At 72.0% G+C, this 15,256-nt stretch carries 8 protein-coding genes; 3 read left to right on the top strand and 5 right to left on the bottom strand.

The window, feature by feature from the left end; genetic code table 11:
• Window positions 1-67: 67 nt before the first annotated feature.
• On the bottom strand, window positions 68-3,307 hold the full coding sequence (locus tag PV679_RS14010) for a tetratricopeptide repeat protein (RefSeq protein WP_319680518.1): 3,240 nt from the start codon (window positions 3,305-3,307) through the stop codon (window positions 68-70).
• A 277-nt stretch (window positions 3,308-3,584) separates the two neighbouring features.
• Between PV679_RS14010 and PV679_RS14005 the strand changes: the two genes are divergently transcribed.
• On the top strand, window positions 3,585-5,171 hold the full coding sequence (locus PV679_RS14005; protein ID WP_319680517.1) for a phosphodiester glycosidase family protein: 1,587 nt from the start codon (window positions 3,585-3,587) through the stop codon (window positions 5,169-5,171).
• A gap of 124 nt (window positions 5,172-5,295) precedes the next feature.
• Here the strand turns inward: PV679_RS14005 and PV679_RS14000 are convergent, their stop codons facing one another.
• From PV679_RS14000 to PV679_RS13985, 4 genes are all read right to left on the bottom strand, one after another.
• A complete protein-coding gene (locus PV679_RS14000) occupies window positions 5,296-5,862 on the bottom strand; it encodes a Uma2 family endonuclease (protein ID WP_319680516.1) in 567 nt (188 codons plus the stop codon).
• Window positions 5,863-6,052: 190 nt separating this feature from the next.
• Complete coding sequence (locus PV679_RS13995) at window positions 6,053-9,211, bottom strand: lantibiotic dehydratase (RefSeq protein WP_319680515.1); 3,159 nt, start codon at window positions 9,209-9,211, stop codon at window positions 6,053-6,055.
• 127 nt (window positions 9,212-9,338) lie between these two features.
• A complete protein-coding gene (locus PV679_RS13990; RefSeq protein WP_319680514.1) occupies window positions 9,339-11,594 on the bottom strand; it encodes a TOMM precursor leader peptide-binding protein in 2,256 nt (751 codons plus the stop codon).
• A 541-nt stretch (window positions 11,595-12,135) separates the two neighbouring features.
• Entirely contained in the window at window positions 12,136-12,771 is a 636-nt protein-coding gene (locus PV679_RS13985) for a TetR/AcrR family transcriptional regulator (protein ID WP_319680513.1), read from the bottom strand.
• Between the two features lie 149 nt (window positions 12,772-12,920).
• Here PV679_RS13985 and PV679_RS13980 point away from each other — a divergent pair, with 149 nt between their 5' ends.
• Both PV679_RS13980 and PV679_RS13975 read left to right on the top strand, forming a co-directional pair.
• A complete protein-coding gene (locus PV679_RS13980) occupies window positions 12,921-13,481 on the top strand; it encodes a DUF308 domain-containing protein (RefSeq protein ID WP_319680512.1) in 561 nt (186 codons plus the stop codon).
• Between the two features lie 738 nt (window positions 13,482-14,219).
• A complete protein-coding gene (locus PV679_RS13975; RefSeq protein WP_319680511.1) occupies window positions 14,220-15,254 on the top strand; it encodes a cupin domain-containing protein in 1,035 nt (344 codons plus the stop codon).
• Window positions 15,255-15,256 lie beyond the last annotated feature (2 nt).

The following is a 15,256-nucleotide window of genomic DNA, read 5'->3' as shown; positions in this document are numbered from 1 at the left end:
CAGGTGCCGGTGGCGCGCGGTTTCAGGTGCCGGTGGCGCGCGGTTTCAGGTGCCGGTGGCACGGGCCTCAGACGCCGCCGGCACCTACCGGGACTCCCATCACCTCGCGCGCGTGCCTGTTCGGGACCATGCCGAGCTGCCAGGCACTCCAGCCGTCCTCCAGAGTGATGCCACGGGCCAGCACCACCGCGAACGCCTCCACGCAGTCCTCCAGCTTGCCGTCACGGCCGGTATGGCGGTCGCGCGAGAGATCGGAAAGCTCCTGCTCGGCCACGACCGACCCGACCTCCACACCGCCCGCCGAGGCAAACGGCAGCAGCGTGCAGCGCAGAAAACGCGACCAGTCCGCGCCGCGCCGGTCGCCGTACGAGGTGAAGAGCGCCGTCGCCTCGTCGCACAGACTCAGCGCCTGGGCCGGACGGTTGTTGCCCGCGTCGATGATGGCCAGCTCCAGGCAGGTCCACGCCTCGCCGTGCGCGACCCCGATACGGCGGAAGTCGGCGCGCGCGTCGACCAGAAGCTGACGGGCGAAGCCCGAGTTGCGCAGATTGCCGGTCTGAGCGGCGCGCTGGTCCCGGGTGACCCGGCCCGAATGGTGCCGCGCGCAGGCCAGACCGTACACATCGCGCATCCGCGAGAACATCGTGCGCGCCCGCTCCAGCTCCCGCACCGCCTGGTCGCGCTCGCCGCGCTCCTCCAGCGCCTGGCCCAGGTAGTACAGCGTCCACGCCTCACCGCGCGCGTCCTCGTTCTCCCGGTGCCGCGCGAGCGCCTCCTGGAGCCGCGCCGCCGCCGGATCCGGCTCACCGTCCACCAGCCGCGCCCTGGCGAGCTGCGTCAGCGCCCACGCCTCACCACGGCCGTCCTGGACCCTGCCGTACAGCTCCAGCGCCGCGCGCAGCTCACTCTCCGCCCGCGCCACATCGCTCATGCGCAGACACACCTGGCCGAGCTGGAAATGCGTCCACGCCTCTCCGTGCACGGACTCGCTCTCGCGGTGCAGCACCAGCGCCGTCGAGAGCAGAGTGAGCGCCTCCGCGAGATTCGCGCGGTCGCGCTCGACCGCGGCCAGCGCGTGCAGCGTCCAGGCGCGGTCCGCCGCCAGCTCCGGCACCGACTGGAGCTCGATCGCCTCGCGCAGCTTCGCCGACGCCTCGGTCAGATTGCCCTGGTGGTGCAGCGTGATGCCCAGCGAACACAGCGCGCGGGCCGCTCCCGCGTCGTGCTGCGCCTCCCGGTAGAGATCGACCACCGAGGTCAGCGTCGTACGCGCCTTGTCCAGCTCACCGAGCTGCCGGGCGGCGATACCCGTACGCCACTGGACCGAGCGCACCAGCAGCCCCTGGCCCACCGCCTGCGCCAACTCGCTGATCTCACCGAGCCGGTAGAGGTCACCGCGCAGCAGGCAGTAGTCGCACAGCGCGCCCAGCAGGTCCAGTACGGCCTGCTGGTCCACGCCTTCGGCATGCCGCAGCGCGGCCGTGATGAAGCTCGACTCCTCGTCCAGCCAGCGCAGCGCCGCGTCCAGCGAGGAGAAACCGTGCGCGCCCGCCGCGCTCTTGAACAGATCCGCGCGCGTCGACGTCTTGCCGTCGACCAGCCGGATCACGGAGTCGGCCAGCTCCGCGTAGTTCCGGACCAGCCGCTCCTGCGCGGTCGTACGGTCCTCCGCCGCCTCCTCGTCCTCCAGCCTGGCCTGCGCGAAGGTCCGCACGACGTCATGCAGCCGGTAGCGGCTGGCGCGGACATGGTCGAGCAGACCCGCCCGGGACAGCGCCGTCAGCAACCGCCCGGCCTCCTGCTCGTCGGTCGCCAGCAGCGCCGCCGCCGCGGCGGCGCCGAGCGACGCGCGGCCGGCCAGCGCGAGACGGCGCAACAGCCGGCGGCCCTGGTCGCTCTGGTCGGTGTAGCGCAGCCAGAGCGCACGCTCGACCGGGTCCACCGGACCGTACGCGGCGAGATCCGCGGCCAGCCGCTGGGCCGTACGCGTGCCGAGCGAGGAACCCGCGACGCGCAGCGCCAGCGGCAGACCGCCGCACAACTCCCTGATGGAATCGGCCGCCCGCGCGTCATAAGGACCGGCCGCCGATCCTGGCGGCTGCTCGGCCGAGGCCCGCAGCAGCTCCTCGGCGCCCGCACCGTCCAGCACGCCGACCGGAAGCTGATGCACCCATGCCGGGACATCGGCCGGCAGCTCCAGCGGCCGCCGGGCCGTCACCAGCACCAGACTGTCCGACCGCTCGGGCACCAGTGTCCGTACCTGCTCGGGATCGGAGGCGTCGTCCAGCACGACCGTCACCGGAAGGCCCGTCAGATGCTGGTGGTACAGCTCGCTCAGCCGCCGTACCTGCTGTTCGGGAGAGGTCCGCTCACGGAACAGGAGCTGCTCGCGCGGCGCGCCCAGCCGGTTCAGCAGATGCAGCAGCGCGTCCCGCGTCGACAGTGGCGCCTCGCCCGTACCGCCGCCGCGCAGATCGACGACGCACGCGCCGCGGAACTGGTCCTTGAGCTGATGCGCGGCCCGCACCGCCAGCGCCGTACGTCCGGATCCCGGATCGCCGTACAGCACGACCACCGTCGGCTTCGTCTCCGTCGACGCGCGGGCCGCGTGCACCCACTGCGCGATCCGGGCCAGCTCGCCACGACGGCCCGCGAACGGCCCGGCCGGCTCGGGAAGATGACCGAAGGACTGCTCCAGCACACTGCGCCGGCGCGCGGCCGCGCTGCGGTCCCCGCCGCGAAGCCGCGGCGCGGCCGGCGACTTCGTGGTGGTGCGCCTGGTCGCCGAGGTCAGCACCCGCTGCTGGTCCAGGAACGGGCGGATGCCCCGTACCTCCAGCGCCGTCAGCCACTGGAGACGAAGCTGCTCGGGCCCGCCGGGCTGGCCCGCCGCGCCCGCCCGGTGGTGCGCGGCCGGCCAGCGGGACGCCGTGACCTTGGCGACGGTGGTCGCGGCTCCGGCGACGGCGACGACGGCTCCCGCGCCGAGCGCGGTGCCGGTGGCCGTGCCCAGCGCCACATCCGCGCCGATCGCGGCGACCGTGGCGACGGCCGTGACCAGCACCGGCGTTCCCAGAGTGCTCCGGCTGAACCGGCCGGACAGCGGTCGCCGCTCCGCCTCCGCCGCGTCCAGCGCCCGCACATACGCGGCGTACTCCTCGCCGGCGCCGGCCGCCATGGTGTCCAGCGCGCCTCGACCGCGCGCCAGCAGGGTGCTTCCCTCGGTCCGACCGCCGGAGCGCCGCACCTCTTCCTCGACGGCGCGCACCAACAGCCTCTCGGCCTCGGCCCGGTGGCTTTCCCGCATCTACGTCCCCCTCTGAAAGCTTCGGGTTTGGGGATATTGTCCTGCGCGGACCACGCGAGCGCGAGGAGTTACGGTGTCCTGTCTTCCGCGGCGTCCTTCATCGCGGCTTCCGCGCGCCGACCTCCGCCGTTACCGTCCCGGTCCCCGGGCGCGGCTGGACTTGCGGCCACGCATCACTCGGACAACTACCCGCTGAGGGACAACCATGCACAACGAAGACGGCGGACGTCCGCGCGGAGCCGGCAGGTCCCACCGCGGTATTCGGATACGTGTCGCGATGGGTACCGCCGCCGTTCTCGCGGCCGTCAACCCCTGGACCGTTTCCAATGTGGCCGAAGCCGACACGCCGACGGCGCCCGCCGCGGTCTCCGCCGCCGCCTCTCCGGCGGTCCACTGGACGACGGACACCGTGGCTCCCGGCGTATCCGTACGCACCGGGGTCATCCGGAACACGCGTGTCACACCGGTCTGGACGGTCACCGTCCAGGCACCCGCCGTCAACCGGCTGACCGGCGCGGCCACCTGGGCCCCGCTGGGCACCCGGTCCTGGGCCGACGGCACCGCGCGGCAGCTTCGCGACGCCGGCCTCCGGCCCCGCGTGGAGCGGGTGAGCTGGGAGGAGTACGCGGACACGCCGCGCGGCACCATGGGATGGCAGGTGCGGGTCGGCTCGTACGCCACCCAGGCCGAGGCGCAGACCGCGAGCCAGCCGGTCACCGCGGGCGGGCTCCGGGTGGCGGTGGAGTGGACCGGCTACGACGGCCGGCAGACCGCCGACCGGCAGAGCGTGCATGTGGCGGTCATCGACCCGGCCAGGTTCCGCGGCAGCGTGCGCAGCACGCACAACGGCAATGTCGCGGACCGCGAGACGACCTCTTCCGTCGCGGCGAAGACCGGTTCGCTGGTCGCCGTCAACGGCGGCTTCTTCATCACCTCGGACAGCGACGGCGTGCAGGGCACGACGGCCGGGATCGCCGCCTACGACGGCAAGCTGGAGTCGATGGCCACAGGATCGCGCGCCGCGCTGATCCTGGCGGACGGCGGCCGGCATCCCCGTATCGCCGATCTGTCCACCACGGTCACCGCGTCGGCGGGAGCGTCCAGTTACGCGGTGCAGGGCATCAACCGGGTGCCCGGCAAGGTGCGCAACTGCGGCCGGCCCGGCGCCACCCCCACCGACCAGCCCCGCCACGACCTCACCTGCGTAGAGGCCAACGACCTGGTGAAGTTCACACCGCGGTTCCGGGCCGGGCTGCCGGAGGGCGCGGGCACGCAGGTCGTACTGGACGCCGCGCAGCGCGTGGTCTCCGCCGGCGCGCGCGGCGGCACCGTCCCGGCCGGCGGCTCGGTGCTCCAGGGCATCGGCAGCGCGGCCGACTGGCTGTCGGCCCACAGCCGCAAGGGCGAGCGGATCTCCGTGAAGGAGGTCATCCGCGACACCTCCGGCCGACAGGTCAGGCTCGGCTCCGACGACAGCATCGTCAGCGCCGCGCCGACGCTGGTGGAGGACGGGCGCGTGCACATCGACGCCACCGCCGAGGGAACGCTCGATCCTCGGGACCTCTCCTTCGGCTTCGCCTGGTCGAATGTGCGCCAGCCCCGCACCATGGCGGGCATCGACGGCCGCGGCCGGCTGATCCTGGTCACGGTGGACGGGCGGCAGCCCGGCGTCAGCGAGGGATTCACCCTCGCCGAGGGCGCGCGCTTCATGCGCTCGCTCGGCGCCAAGCAGGCCCTCAACCTGGACGGCGGCGGCTCCAGCGCCATGGTGGTCGGCGGCAAGCTCGTCAACATCACCTCGGACGCGACGGGCGAGCGCGCGGTGGGTGACACCGTCCAGGTGCTGCCGGCCTCTCGCCGCTGACCCGGCCCGGTCACGCCGCCGGAGTACCGCCGGCCTTCGCACGAGGCCCCGCCGCGCCCGCCCGGCGCGCGGCGGGGCCTCGCCTCGGCGGCGCACCGGTCGGCGCACCGGTCTTCCGGCGCTGTCAGACGGCTCCCAGGTCGACGGTGACGGAGAAGGGCGCGGCAGCCTTGATCACGCCGGTGAACATCTCGCCGTCCCGGTAGGCCTTGGTGGCGGGGTCGAGGACGTAGGTGTAGATGATGGGGACACCGGTGGCGGCCTGTTCGACTCGCCAGTAGAAGGCGATACCGGCCTTGGCGTACTGGTCCACCTTCACGATCCGGTCGGTGGTTTCCGAGCCGGGCGACACGACCTCGACGACCAGGAGGACGTGTTCGGGGCGGGTGGGCGTGAGGTCGATGGTCTCTGCCCGGTAGACGACGACGTCCGGACGGCGGTTGGTGAGTGGAACGTCCTGCAGGCGGACGTCGACGTCCGTGTCGGCGTTCCAGTCCGGGCCCGCGGCGGCGTCCAGGGCATTGGCCAGGATTCGGGCGAGCCGGTTGTGCCGCTTGGACGCGCTCGGGCTCACCAAGACCATCCCGTCCACGATCTCGATGCCGGCACACTGCTCCTCGGACCAGGAGTCGTACTGCTCCGCGCTGATCTGCGTATGCATCCACGCGGGTGCCACCATCTCGGCGGTCATGAGTACCTCCTTCGAGGAGTTTCGACAGTTCCGGCGCTGCCGGGCTCAGCCTACTGTCCTGTGCTGCCGGGGCGGCGATTCCGCCGACCGAGGAGCGCTACGAGATCTACGTGTAAGGAGGAGCTTCTCGCGGAGACGACCGGCCGCCGTCCGGCGCAACCGCGGCGGGCCCGGGGCCCGGCGTAGGCCCTCATTCCTTCCGCGTCGGTCCGCCGGCGCCGCTCTGGGCCCTCGCTCTCAGCGAGGCGCGGCGCCGGTCGTGATGAGCGCCCACGGCGCCCCGGGCCAGGGCGTAGGCATCCTGCTCCAGGTCCGTGCCGAAGCGCAGGACCCGGTTGGCGTGCATGTGCAGCAGCGCGCGGAGGACGCGGGAGACGTCGGCGTCACCGGCGCGGACGGCGGCGCTGTACGCGGTCAGTGACGCGTACCAGTCGTCGAGTCCGGCCGGAGTGTCCGGTCCGCCGTCGGGGATGAGGGCCAGCGCGTCACGGCGCCTGCGGCTGAACGTCCTGTGCCGCCGAGGGTCCTTGGCGTACTGGTCCAGCAGCCATCGCTCCCAGTCCTGACCGCGCTCGGTCTGAAACCCGCGGACGAGGCGCACCAGGTCGGCCGCGACGGGCAAGGGGTCGGAATCCGACGGGAGGCGGCTCAGGGCCAGTCGGCTGTCCTCGTGGAAGAACCGTTCCGCCAGGCCGATGGCCGCCGGGCCGCCGTACCGGTCGGTTTCGGGACGGTACTCCCTCAGGGACCAGGTCCGCGCCAGGCCCTGTGCCATGAGGCCGCGCATCCAGTCGTGCAGGCTCGGCAGCACCTGTCGGGCGAGGACGGAGGGGGTGCCGTGCAGGCGCAGGCGCAGATGGGGTGTGTGGGTGCCGGGCTCGCGGTAGCGGACGAAGAACCAGCGGTCGACATCGCCGGAGACCGTGCGCAGCCAGGGCTCCACGTACGCGGTCAGGATCCGGGACTGGTCCTCGGGAGCCGAGGGGATGTGGACCGAGAGCCACTCGCCGCCGGGCAGGTGCGCCGTGGGCCCGTGGGCACGCGCGCCGGCGGTCTCGCCGGCGGTCATTCCCACGGTGGCCGGAGGGTTCGTGCCGGGCATGCCCGGCGTGCCCGGCGTCGAAGCGTCCACGGCCCCGGCGGACCCGGCCGGGCCGACCGGGCGGGAGGCCGGTTCGGCGACCGCGTCGGCGCGCGGTCGGTGCGGGCGGGGAGCCGGCCGGGCGAAGAGAGGTATGACGAGCTCGGCGTCGTGGGCTCCGCCGGGTCCGCGCAGCCATCCCGGGCCCGCCGCCGACAGGTCCTCGTGCAGTACGGCCTCTCCCTGCGCGTGGGCCTCTTCGTACAGCAGTTCCCTGTGCTCGGGCAGTCGCAGGTCCAGGGCCAGGCGCAGATCCGCGCGCACCAGGTGGACCCGGTCGGGTATCCGCCAGCGTGCGCGCCTGTGCGCGAGGTGTCTCCCGGGATCGTCCTTCGTCAGAACGGCGGCGGGGATGCGCCAGGTGGCGGGCGAGAGTATGGACCGGCCGTGCCGGACGGCTGGCAGGAACGGAGCGGTGGCGAGGTGTCCCCAGTCCCACGGGGTCACCTGGGTGACCCCCATCAGTGGCACCTCCAGCAGGAAGCGCGCCACGTCGGGAGCGAGCGCGTTGTTGAGCGCGTGCGGGACACAGGGGCTGATCGGGCGCCCGTCGGACGCGTCGAGCAGGTGGAAGCGCCGGGTGTCCGCGTGCACGAGGACCTCGGCCAGGTCGACGTCGCCGGGAGCGCCGGGGTCGCCGTAAGTCCCCACGGCGAGGCGCGCGCCGGGCCGCCCCGGCGGATCGGGCACCCGCGTGACGTTGAGCATGCGGCGCTCGCGCGGCGCGTAGTCGACGCGGACGGGCCGTGGTCCGGCGCCTTCGGCCGCGCGGGCACGGCGGGCGAACTCGGCGAGGTGCTCCTGAGCGCCCAGGACATGGGAGAAGCGCCCCCACAGCGTCCCGGCCGGACGGCAGACGCGGAAGGGCGCCACTTCCAGCACGAAGCGGTCGGCCGCCACGTCCGCCAGGGAGTCGGCGAGCAGGGAGACCGGGAAGTCCGCGGAGGCGGGCGGACGTCCCCGGCCGGTGTCCAGCGCGCGCAGTGTCTCCTCGTCGAGTTCGACGCCGGTGTCGCCCGACACAAGGGCCCCGGCGTACAGCGCGTTGAGGGCGGCCGTCCTGGCGGCGTCCGCCGGCGGATCCGGCAGCGGGCGGCTGCCTCCCGGCAGCGCGTAACCGGCGGGTGGGCCGAGGCCGCTGCCCGGAGTCAGCAGTGCGGTCACCGGTACCCGTTCGCCCTGCCCGTAGGTCTCCAGGAACTCCCGGTGGTAGGCGGCCAGCGCGCGCTGTTCGGCCGTCTGCGGCGGGGCGCAACGCCAGAGGACGGAGGCGGCCCGGGCCGCCTCGGCCGCCACTTCCGGAGGAAGCCGTATGTCGGCGTCGAGCGCCATGTCCACGTGCAGGCACTCGGGCGACCCCGCGGCGTCGTGGAGCGCGCTCAGAGCACTGGTGCCCTCTCCGACGGCCTGTGCCGCGTAGGCGCGGGCCCGCGTCGTGTACTCCCTGAGGACGGGTAGTTCGGGAGCCGTGCGCGCGAGGTGCTCGAACGGGTCGGGATCGACCGGCTGCGGTGCGCTGTCGGTGAGCAGGAACTCCAGGGCGATCAGCCGGGTGAGCAGCCCGACGGCCTTCTCGCGGGTGAGGCCGGGGCAGTCCTCAAGGACCGCCTCGGCGAGGTCGCCGAGGCGCACCGGTCGCCGGGCCGCGCGCAGTACCGTGTCGATGGGCGGGGTCCGCCGGAGGGCGCGCCGCACGGGGCGGCCGGACCGGAGCCCCATGGGCAGGACAAGCTGGTCGCCCCGGGTCCGCGCGGTGTTGTCGAGGACGACGCGTACGTCGTCGGGCGGGGCGCCGGCGTCGCGCGCGTCCAGGAGCGCGCCCAGCCACGCCTGGTCGGGTTGGATGTGCCGGGTGCGGCGACCGGTGAGACGGGCACGGGGCGCTCCGCCGAAGGTTCCCAGCGCGACCCCGGCGAGCAGGCCGAACGGCGTGGCCCTGCGCGTCATCCGCAGGTGGTAGCGGAGCATCGAGCGGGACAGCCGGCGTGTGCGCGCCGGAGACGGGCGCCGTCCCGCGCGCGGTTCCTCCAGGGCCGCGTACAGCGAGGGGCTGGACACGAGCAGCGCCTCGGCCACCACCGGATCGCGCCGGGCGGCCGCGACCAGGCCGCTCCGCCCGTCGTCGCCGGCCGTCCCACGGGGCAGGACGGGCGCCCGCAGCAGGAAGGCTTCGCCGGCGTCGAACACGGCCGGGTCGTCGTCGGACATCAGCTCTCCTTACGGGCGGGCCGGGTCGGGCGGAGCACGCCGGGTCCGGTACGCAAGCCGCGGGAACGCGCGGCGGACCCGCCGGATCGGCCGGGCGGTTCCGCGGCGGCCCGAACCCTGGCCTCGGTCACAGGAACATGGAGACCGGGTTGAGTCCGGCCTCCGGGGTTTCCGCCGTCACCCATCCCAGCGAGACGGGGACGTCGTACAGCCTTCCCGGAGCGAACTGCGGCCAGAAGCTCCGCAGTCCGGGCACCATGACCCTGACCACGGGCAGGGCTATGTCGGGACGCGTCTGGTCCAGTACCAGCATCTCCATGCCCCTCTCCTCGACGAGGCCACGGGCCCGCTCCAGCTCGGCCGACAGGTCGTGCCCGCCGGCAGGCCGGCGGTGCGGGCCCGTCAGCAGGTCGGACCAGCCGTCCGGCGCGAGGTAGGGCTGGTTCTCCAATGTCGCGGTGTGCCACCAGTGCGCGTCCGGGCCGCCCTGGGCCTGGTGCGGCCCGGAGCGGAACTCGATCAACTGGGCCAGGAACTGGTTCATCTCTGTCAGAGCCCGGGAGACCGCCACGGCCGGGTCGACGTGCGCGCCGAAGCCGAAGAGGATGTCCTCGCTGCCGCCTTTGACGCGCCGCGACACCGCGGCGGCCACAGGTATGCCCAGATCGGAGGTCAGGTCGAGGACCCACACCTCCCGGTCCCGCGCGGCGTATGTGTCCCGCCAGCGCGCCAGGTAGGGCTGGGTCGTGTCGTCGAGGCGGACCGCCGGGCGGCGGACCCGGTTGTACCACCACAGGGCGACGCTGTCCCGTTCGACCAGTTCGAGGAAGCCCTGGAGGACCGCGTCCTCCAGACTGGCCCCCGCCGCGGTCCCGTTGGAGTGGGCGACGGCGTGCACGGGCCCGGGCGCGGCGGGAAAGCGGTAGTAGAGATAGGAGCTTGGCACGTATTTGTGCCGGTTCTCGGTCAGCGACCACACCGGCGTCCAGGACACCTCCCGCGTCTCGTCGAGCGGGTCGGGCACCCAGCTGAAGCCGGTGCCCTGCCGGCGCCAGTCCTCTCGTTCCCTGAACTGCCGCGCGCTGAAGTGCTGCAGGGTGTCAAGGCGTACCGCGTCGTCCCCGAGGGAGCGGGTGGACGCTGTCACATGCGCCTCGTCTCCCTGCCAGACGCCGCAGTAGCGCTCGACGGCCTCTCCGAGAGCGCTTGCCCGGGCCTGGACGTCGGTCATCCCCTTGCCCGCGCTCTCGGTGCGCAGCACCCGGCGTACGAACTCGGCGTCCCGCGGTCGATTCGTCGCGAAGTTGTGCCCGGCGGTGTAGACGTGCAGCAGGTCGGAATGCGTCTCCATCCTGCTCAGCCCCGTGACCACCCCGGTGACGGGGCTGATGAGATGCCCGTAGGCGCGCAGCAGGTGGTCGGGGCCGCTGGCCCGGTATCCGCCGTCGGTGTCCGGTGCCGTGGCGCGGCCGCGCAGTTCCAGGGGTCGGTGGGCCTGTGCCGCCACCATGGCGGGATCGCCGCAGCCGGGGCACTGCGGGCGGCGTGTGACGTGATGGCTGCCGGTCTCCAGTGTCAGGGCGTCGAAGCTGAGCAGGGTCGGCGTCCGCTCGCGCAGTCCGGCGATCCACTGGGCGGCGCGAAGGACCGCAAGCCGCGCGGCCAGACCGGTCGCCGTGGCGGATCCGATGTCGCTTCCCCGTACCGGATACTGCTCCGTGGCTCCCGCGGCACGCAGGGAGTCGGTTTCGCGGTGACTCCTCAGACGCTGCGTCAGGCAGAGCCAACAGCCGGTGAGGTTCGCCTCCATGACGGGCGAGATCCACGCCGACGCTCCGGTCAGCCTGGCGACCATCCACGCGGTGGAGTCTTCGAGGGCCTCGGTGTGGAGGGCGGTGAGCCGGGGATCGAGGAAGTCGTCGACCGTCACGACACGGAGCGCCTCCGTCCCGCTGCCGGTGCCGATGAGAAGACCCTGCTCCCGTGCGGCCTCTTCGAGGGCCGCCGTCCCGGGCCCGGGGTCGCCGACGGGTATCAGGCGGACGGCCTGGCTGCGCATGGCGTCGCCGACCGCCTCCGGGTCGAGGCCGGCCAGCTCCCACAGGCCGCTGTCGTGGTCCTCTCGGCCGGCCACCCGCTCCACCGCCAGTCCCGCGGTGAGGAGTTGGTCCAAGGCCCGGTCGACCGCCGCCGCGGAGAAGGAGGTGGCCAGCGCTTCGTGCAGAGCCGCACGGGTGGCGCCCCGGCGGAGCAGCGGAGCCAGCCGTTCGCCGATCGAACCGCGCAGGAGGGTGTGCCGCTCCCGGGACACGAGGCGCACTCCTGTCCCGGAGTACGTCGCCATGCGGACGTGGCGGGGGAACCGCAGGATGGGGGCATCCATGACAACGTGCATCTTTCTGCCGGAAACCGGGGTGGGCCCGCAGACAGGCTGCGGGCCCACGCTTGCCGTGGCCGTGATCGGCCGCCGGTTCTACCAGGTGGGCGAACAGAAACCGCGCTCGGTACGCCCGTCGAGGTCCTCGATCGCGAGCTCTTCCTCGGTGACCTCGATGATCTCGATGTCGTTCTGCATGATTTACCTCCGTGTCAGGGAAATGGATACGGCTGAATATTGCCGTCCGCTTCCCCGAGACAAACTGCCAAGCGCTGTGATCAAGGTAACGGCCCCCGAAAGCGCGTTTGGTGGGGCCGGGCATGAACAAATAGCCGCCGCCGTGCGTAGTTTCAGCCCGCCGGCGGACCTGTGACGGCGGGGGGCCGTGCCAGCGGCGTCCCGGCGGGCCGGTCAAGGTCGCTCGGGCCCGTCTCGTCGGGCGGCGGGAAGCCGCCCGCCCGCTACTTACGTGCCATATGCAACTAATTGCTCCTGGCTCTGACCCGGGATGTTTCCAGGAGCATCAGGAATCGAGCGACGCGAGAGTTCAGCGAGCCACGCCTGCGGTGTCGGAAATGTCCGCGCGCGGTGTCGGCGCTGGGGCGGTGCGCGCCCGCAGGATTCCCTCTACGCCCTGCAGGAAGGTGTCGCAGACCAGTCCGGGGTCGAAGAGGCAGCCGGCCGCCATGGCGCCGTCCCGGAGCATGACGAGATGCCGGCCGGCCGCGTCGGCGGGTGCGTCGCCGGTCTGTGCCAGCAGGCTGGTGACGGTGTCCAGGAACCATTGCCGGTGGGCCAGGACGGCCTGGTGGACCGGGTGGGCGGGATCGGGGTATTCGGCCACCGCGTTGAGGAAGGCGCAGCCGCGGAATCCGGGGGACTGTATGCCGTCTGCGATGGACCTGGCGACGGCCCGGACCCTGTCGGCCGGTGACCCGCTGCCTGCCTGGGCGGTGGCGGCCTGTTCCCGGATTCCCAGGTCGGCCTGGCCGATATACGCGAGGACGAGTTCTTCCTTGCCCGAGAAGTGCCGGTACAGCGTGGCCCGGGTCACCTGCGCCTCTGTGGTGATCCGGTCGATGCCGACGGAGTGGATCCCCTCCGCGTAGAAGATGCGGCTTGCTGTGCTGAGCAGCCGCTCTCGCGCTGCGGAGGTGCTGCCCCCTTTTGGGCTCCGGCTCATGTGGCCGAGTGTACCAAGCCGATGGGGGAGAACGTTCGGTCTTGACAGCGGTCGTGCCGGTCCTCTTGAATCTCATACGAGACCGAACGTTCTCCCTCAGTGGCCACGCCGCCACTGACATCACTACGCCGCCACTGAAAGGCACCCCTATGGACACTCTTGTGAGCACCGCCTCCTCCAGCGTTCCCGTGACTCTGCGCAAGCTGTACTTCCTGCGCTTCGCGTTCGCCGCCGTGTGGGCCGCCCTGCTGTTCGCGACCGCGGACACCCTGGGTCCGCTGAGTGCGGCGCTCCTGGTGATCTACCCCTTGTTCGACGTGGCGGCCGCAGTCGTCGACGTCCGGTCCGCCAAGGCGAACGGCGGTACGGCTCCGGCCCTCTATGTGAACATCGCGATCAGCTCACTGGCAGCCATCGGCCTGGCTGTCGCCGCCACGTCCGGCATCCCGGCCATCCTGCGGGTCTGGGGAGCCTGGGCGATCGCCTCGGGCATCGTCCAACTCGTCGCGGGCGCCGTCCGCCGGCAGCTCGGGGGCCAATGGCCGATGATCATCAGCGGCGCCATCTCCACGGTCGCCGGCGCGTCATTCTTCGCACAGGCCGGCAGCGGCAACCCCACGCTGGGAAGCCTCGCCGGCTACGCCTTCCTCGGCGGCGTCTTCTTCCTTGTCTCGGCATTCCGACTGAACCGCCCCCGCAACGGGGCATGACCCACCCGCGTCCAGCCCGTCAGCCGTGGCCAATCCCACCAATCACTCTCCCGAGAGGCGGGCTCTGTGCACGCCCACGGACAAGAGAGCAGCGGTCGCCCACTGTCCGGCGTGCCCGATCCGGGTGGGAGCTGAGGCCCCGGTGTGCTGGGTTCGGCAGCGTCGAGCACGCGGGATCTTCTTCCACTGTTCTGGGTTCCCCCGCCTCGGCAGGGAATCCAGAACAGTGGGAGCAAGAGAAGTCGTCGGCCGGTGGGGGTGATCCGTGAGTTGTCCGGCTTGACCTGGTGCTGCCGTGCAGGGCAAGAGGGCAAGGCTTGTGAACGGAGATCAAATCAGCCGATGCGCATCGTCAGTTCGGTTTGGGCCCGGTGCTCAGGAACCGCACTCGTATGTCGGCCTCTACCACAACGAAACACGGATCCTGGGCTGCAACAGCCTCAGCTTCGACGCCGCCGAATCCGGCGCGCGGCTCGACTCGCTCACACCGTATTTCGAGTCCGGTATCTCACGGTGGAGAAGGCGATACGGGGCCGAATGGTCATCTGTCTCTGAACAGCCGCTGACGACGCGGGCCAACATCTGTGCAATCCGCACGTTTTGACAACGGTCCGCGGCGGGCGAAAATTGAAGTGGTGTGCTCTTACGAGCCGCGAGAGCCGGCCCAACGAAAGCAGGCCGCGGAGTCGTGGGCCGTGTGGTGGTCGATTCGCGAGCCTTGGGCGGGAAGGTTGAGTGATGGCCAAGGCCGGAACACCCCGGAATCTCAACAGGCCGATCGAGCGGGACGCACCGCTGCTCAGGCGCGGGAAGCTGGTGAAGCCGGGCGAGGGCGTCTCGATCTGGTGGATGGGTGATGACCGGATCACTTTCGCCGCAGTCAGCGAGGACACGGGGAGTGAGTACGCGTTCTGGCTGGATTATCCGCCTCCCGGAACGGGTCCGCCCCGGCACGTGCATTCGCGCGAGGAGGAGGGTTTCTTTCTGCTCCACGGGAGACTCGAACTGAAGGCGGGCGGAATCCACACCACCGTGGGTGACGGTACGTTCTTCGCGGCGCCCCGCGGAATCCCTCATGAGTGGCGCAACATGGGCGAGGACAACGCGGAGCTGATCACTTTCACCACGCCGGGCGGCAATGAGGGCTTCTTCCTCGAACTGGGGGCGCCGGGTGACGAGCCTCCGGGTGGGCACGGGACGATGCCGGTCGAGGAGATCAACGCCCGGACCCCGCGATACGGGGTCACCTATCTGGAGAGCGGCCCCGACGGGCGTGAAAGGCCGCTTCCGATCGGTGAGGGGCGTGGCCCGACTCTGGTGCTGCCCGGTGAGGGAGAGCGCCGGTACGCGGCCGGAGCGACGTACACGATCATGGTGGCGGGCCTGGCGACGGCGGGTGCCTATACGGTCGCCGAGATCGCGCTTGAGCCGGGCGGCGGGATGCCCGCCCATCGTCATGCCCGTTACGAGGAGGCGTTCTACGTTCTGGAAGGGACCGCGGCCGTGCTGGTCGACGGGGAGGAGTACGAAGCCTCCGCGGGGTCGGCCGTGCTCGTGCCCTGGGGCGTGCGTCACCGGGTGCGGAATCACAGCGGACAGACGGTCCGGTTGTTCAACCTGACGGTGCCGGGAGGGATCGAGGAGTACTACCGCGCCGCGTGCCGTCCGTCCCCCGGGCCGGGCGGCGACCCGGAGGGAGACCTCGACCGGCTGAGGGCGGCGGGGAGTCAGTTCGGTATCGAAGTCGACATCGATGAGGTGGCGCCGGACTGAGG

This window comes from Streptomyces sp. AK02-01A (assembly GCF_033795305.1).
Classification (GTDB): domain Bacteria; phylum Actinomycetota; class Actinomycetes; order Streptomycetales; family Streptomycetaceae; genus Streptomyces.
Note: the sequence above shows the minus strand (reverse complement) of the source record. Positions and strands in the feature narration are given on the sequence as shown.

Excerpts from the sequence above, each read along its gene's own strand:
- PV679_RS14010 (WP_319680518.1), bottom strand. The coding sequence starts at position 3,307 with ATGCGGGAAAGCCACCGGGCCGAGGCCGAGAGGCTGTTGGTGCGCGCC.
- PV679_RS13990 (WP_319680514.1), bottom strand. The coding sequence starts at position 11,594 with ATGGATGCCCCCATCCTGCGGTTCCCCCGCCACGTCCGCATGGCGACG.
- PV679_RS13980 (WP_319680512.1), top strand. The coding sequence starts at position 12,921 with ATGGACACTCTTGTGAGCACCGCCTCCTCCAGCGTTCCCGTGACTCTG.
- PV679_RS13975 (WP_319680511.1), top strand. The coding sequence starts at position 14,220 with ATGGCCAAGGCCGGAACACCCCGGAATCTCAACAGGCCGATCGAGCGG.
- PV679_RS14005 (WP_319680517.1), top strand. The coding sequence starts at position 3,585 with ATGGGTACCGCCGCCGTTCTCGCGGCCGTCAACCCCTGGACCGTTTCC.
- PV679_RS14000 (WP_319680516.1), bottom strand. The coding sequence starts at position 5,862 with ATGACCGCCGAGATGGTGGCACCCGCGTGGATGCATACGCAGATCAGC.
- PV679_RS13985 (WP_319680513.1), bottom strand. The coding sequence starts at position 12,771 with ATGAGCCGGAGCCCAAAAGGGGGCAGCACCTCCGCAGCGCGAGAGCGG.
- PV679_RS13995 (WP_319680515.1), bottom strand. The coding sequence starts at position 9,211 with ATGTCCGACGACGACCCGGCCGTGTTCGACGCCGGCGAAGCCTTCCTG.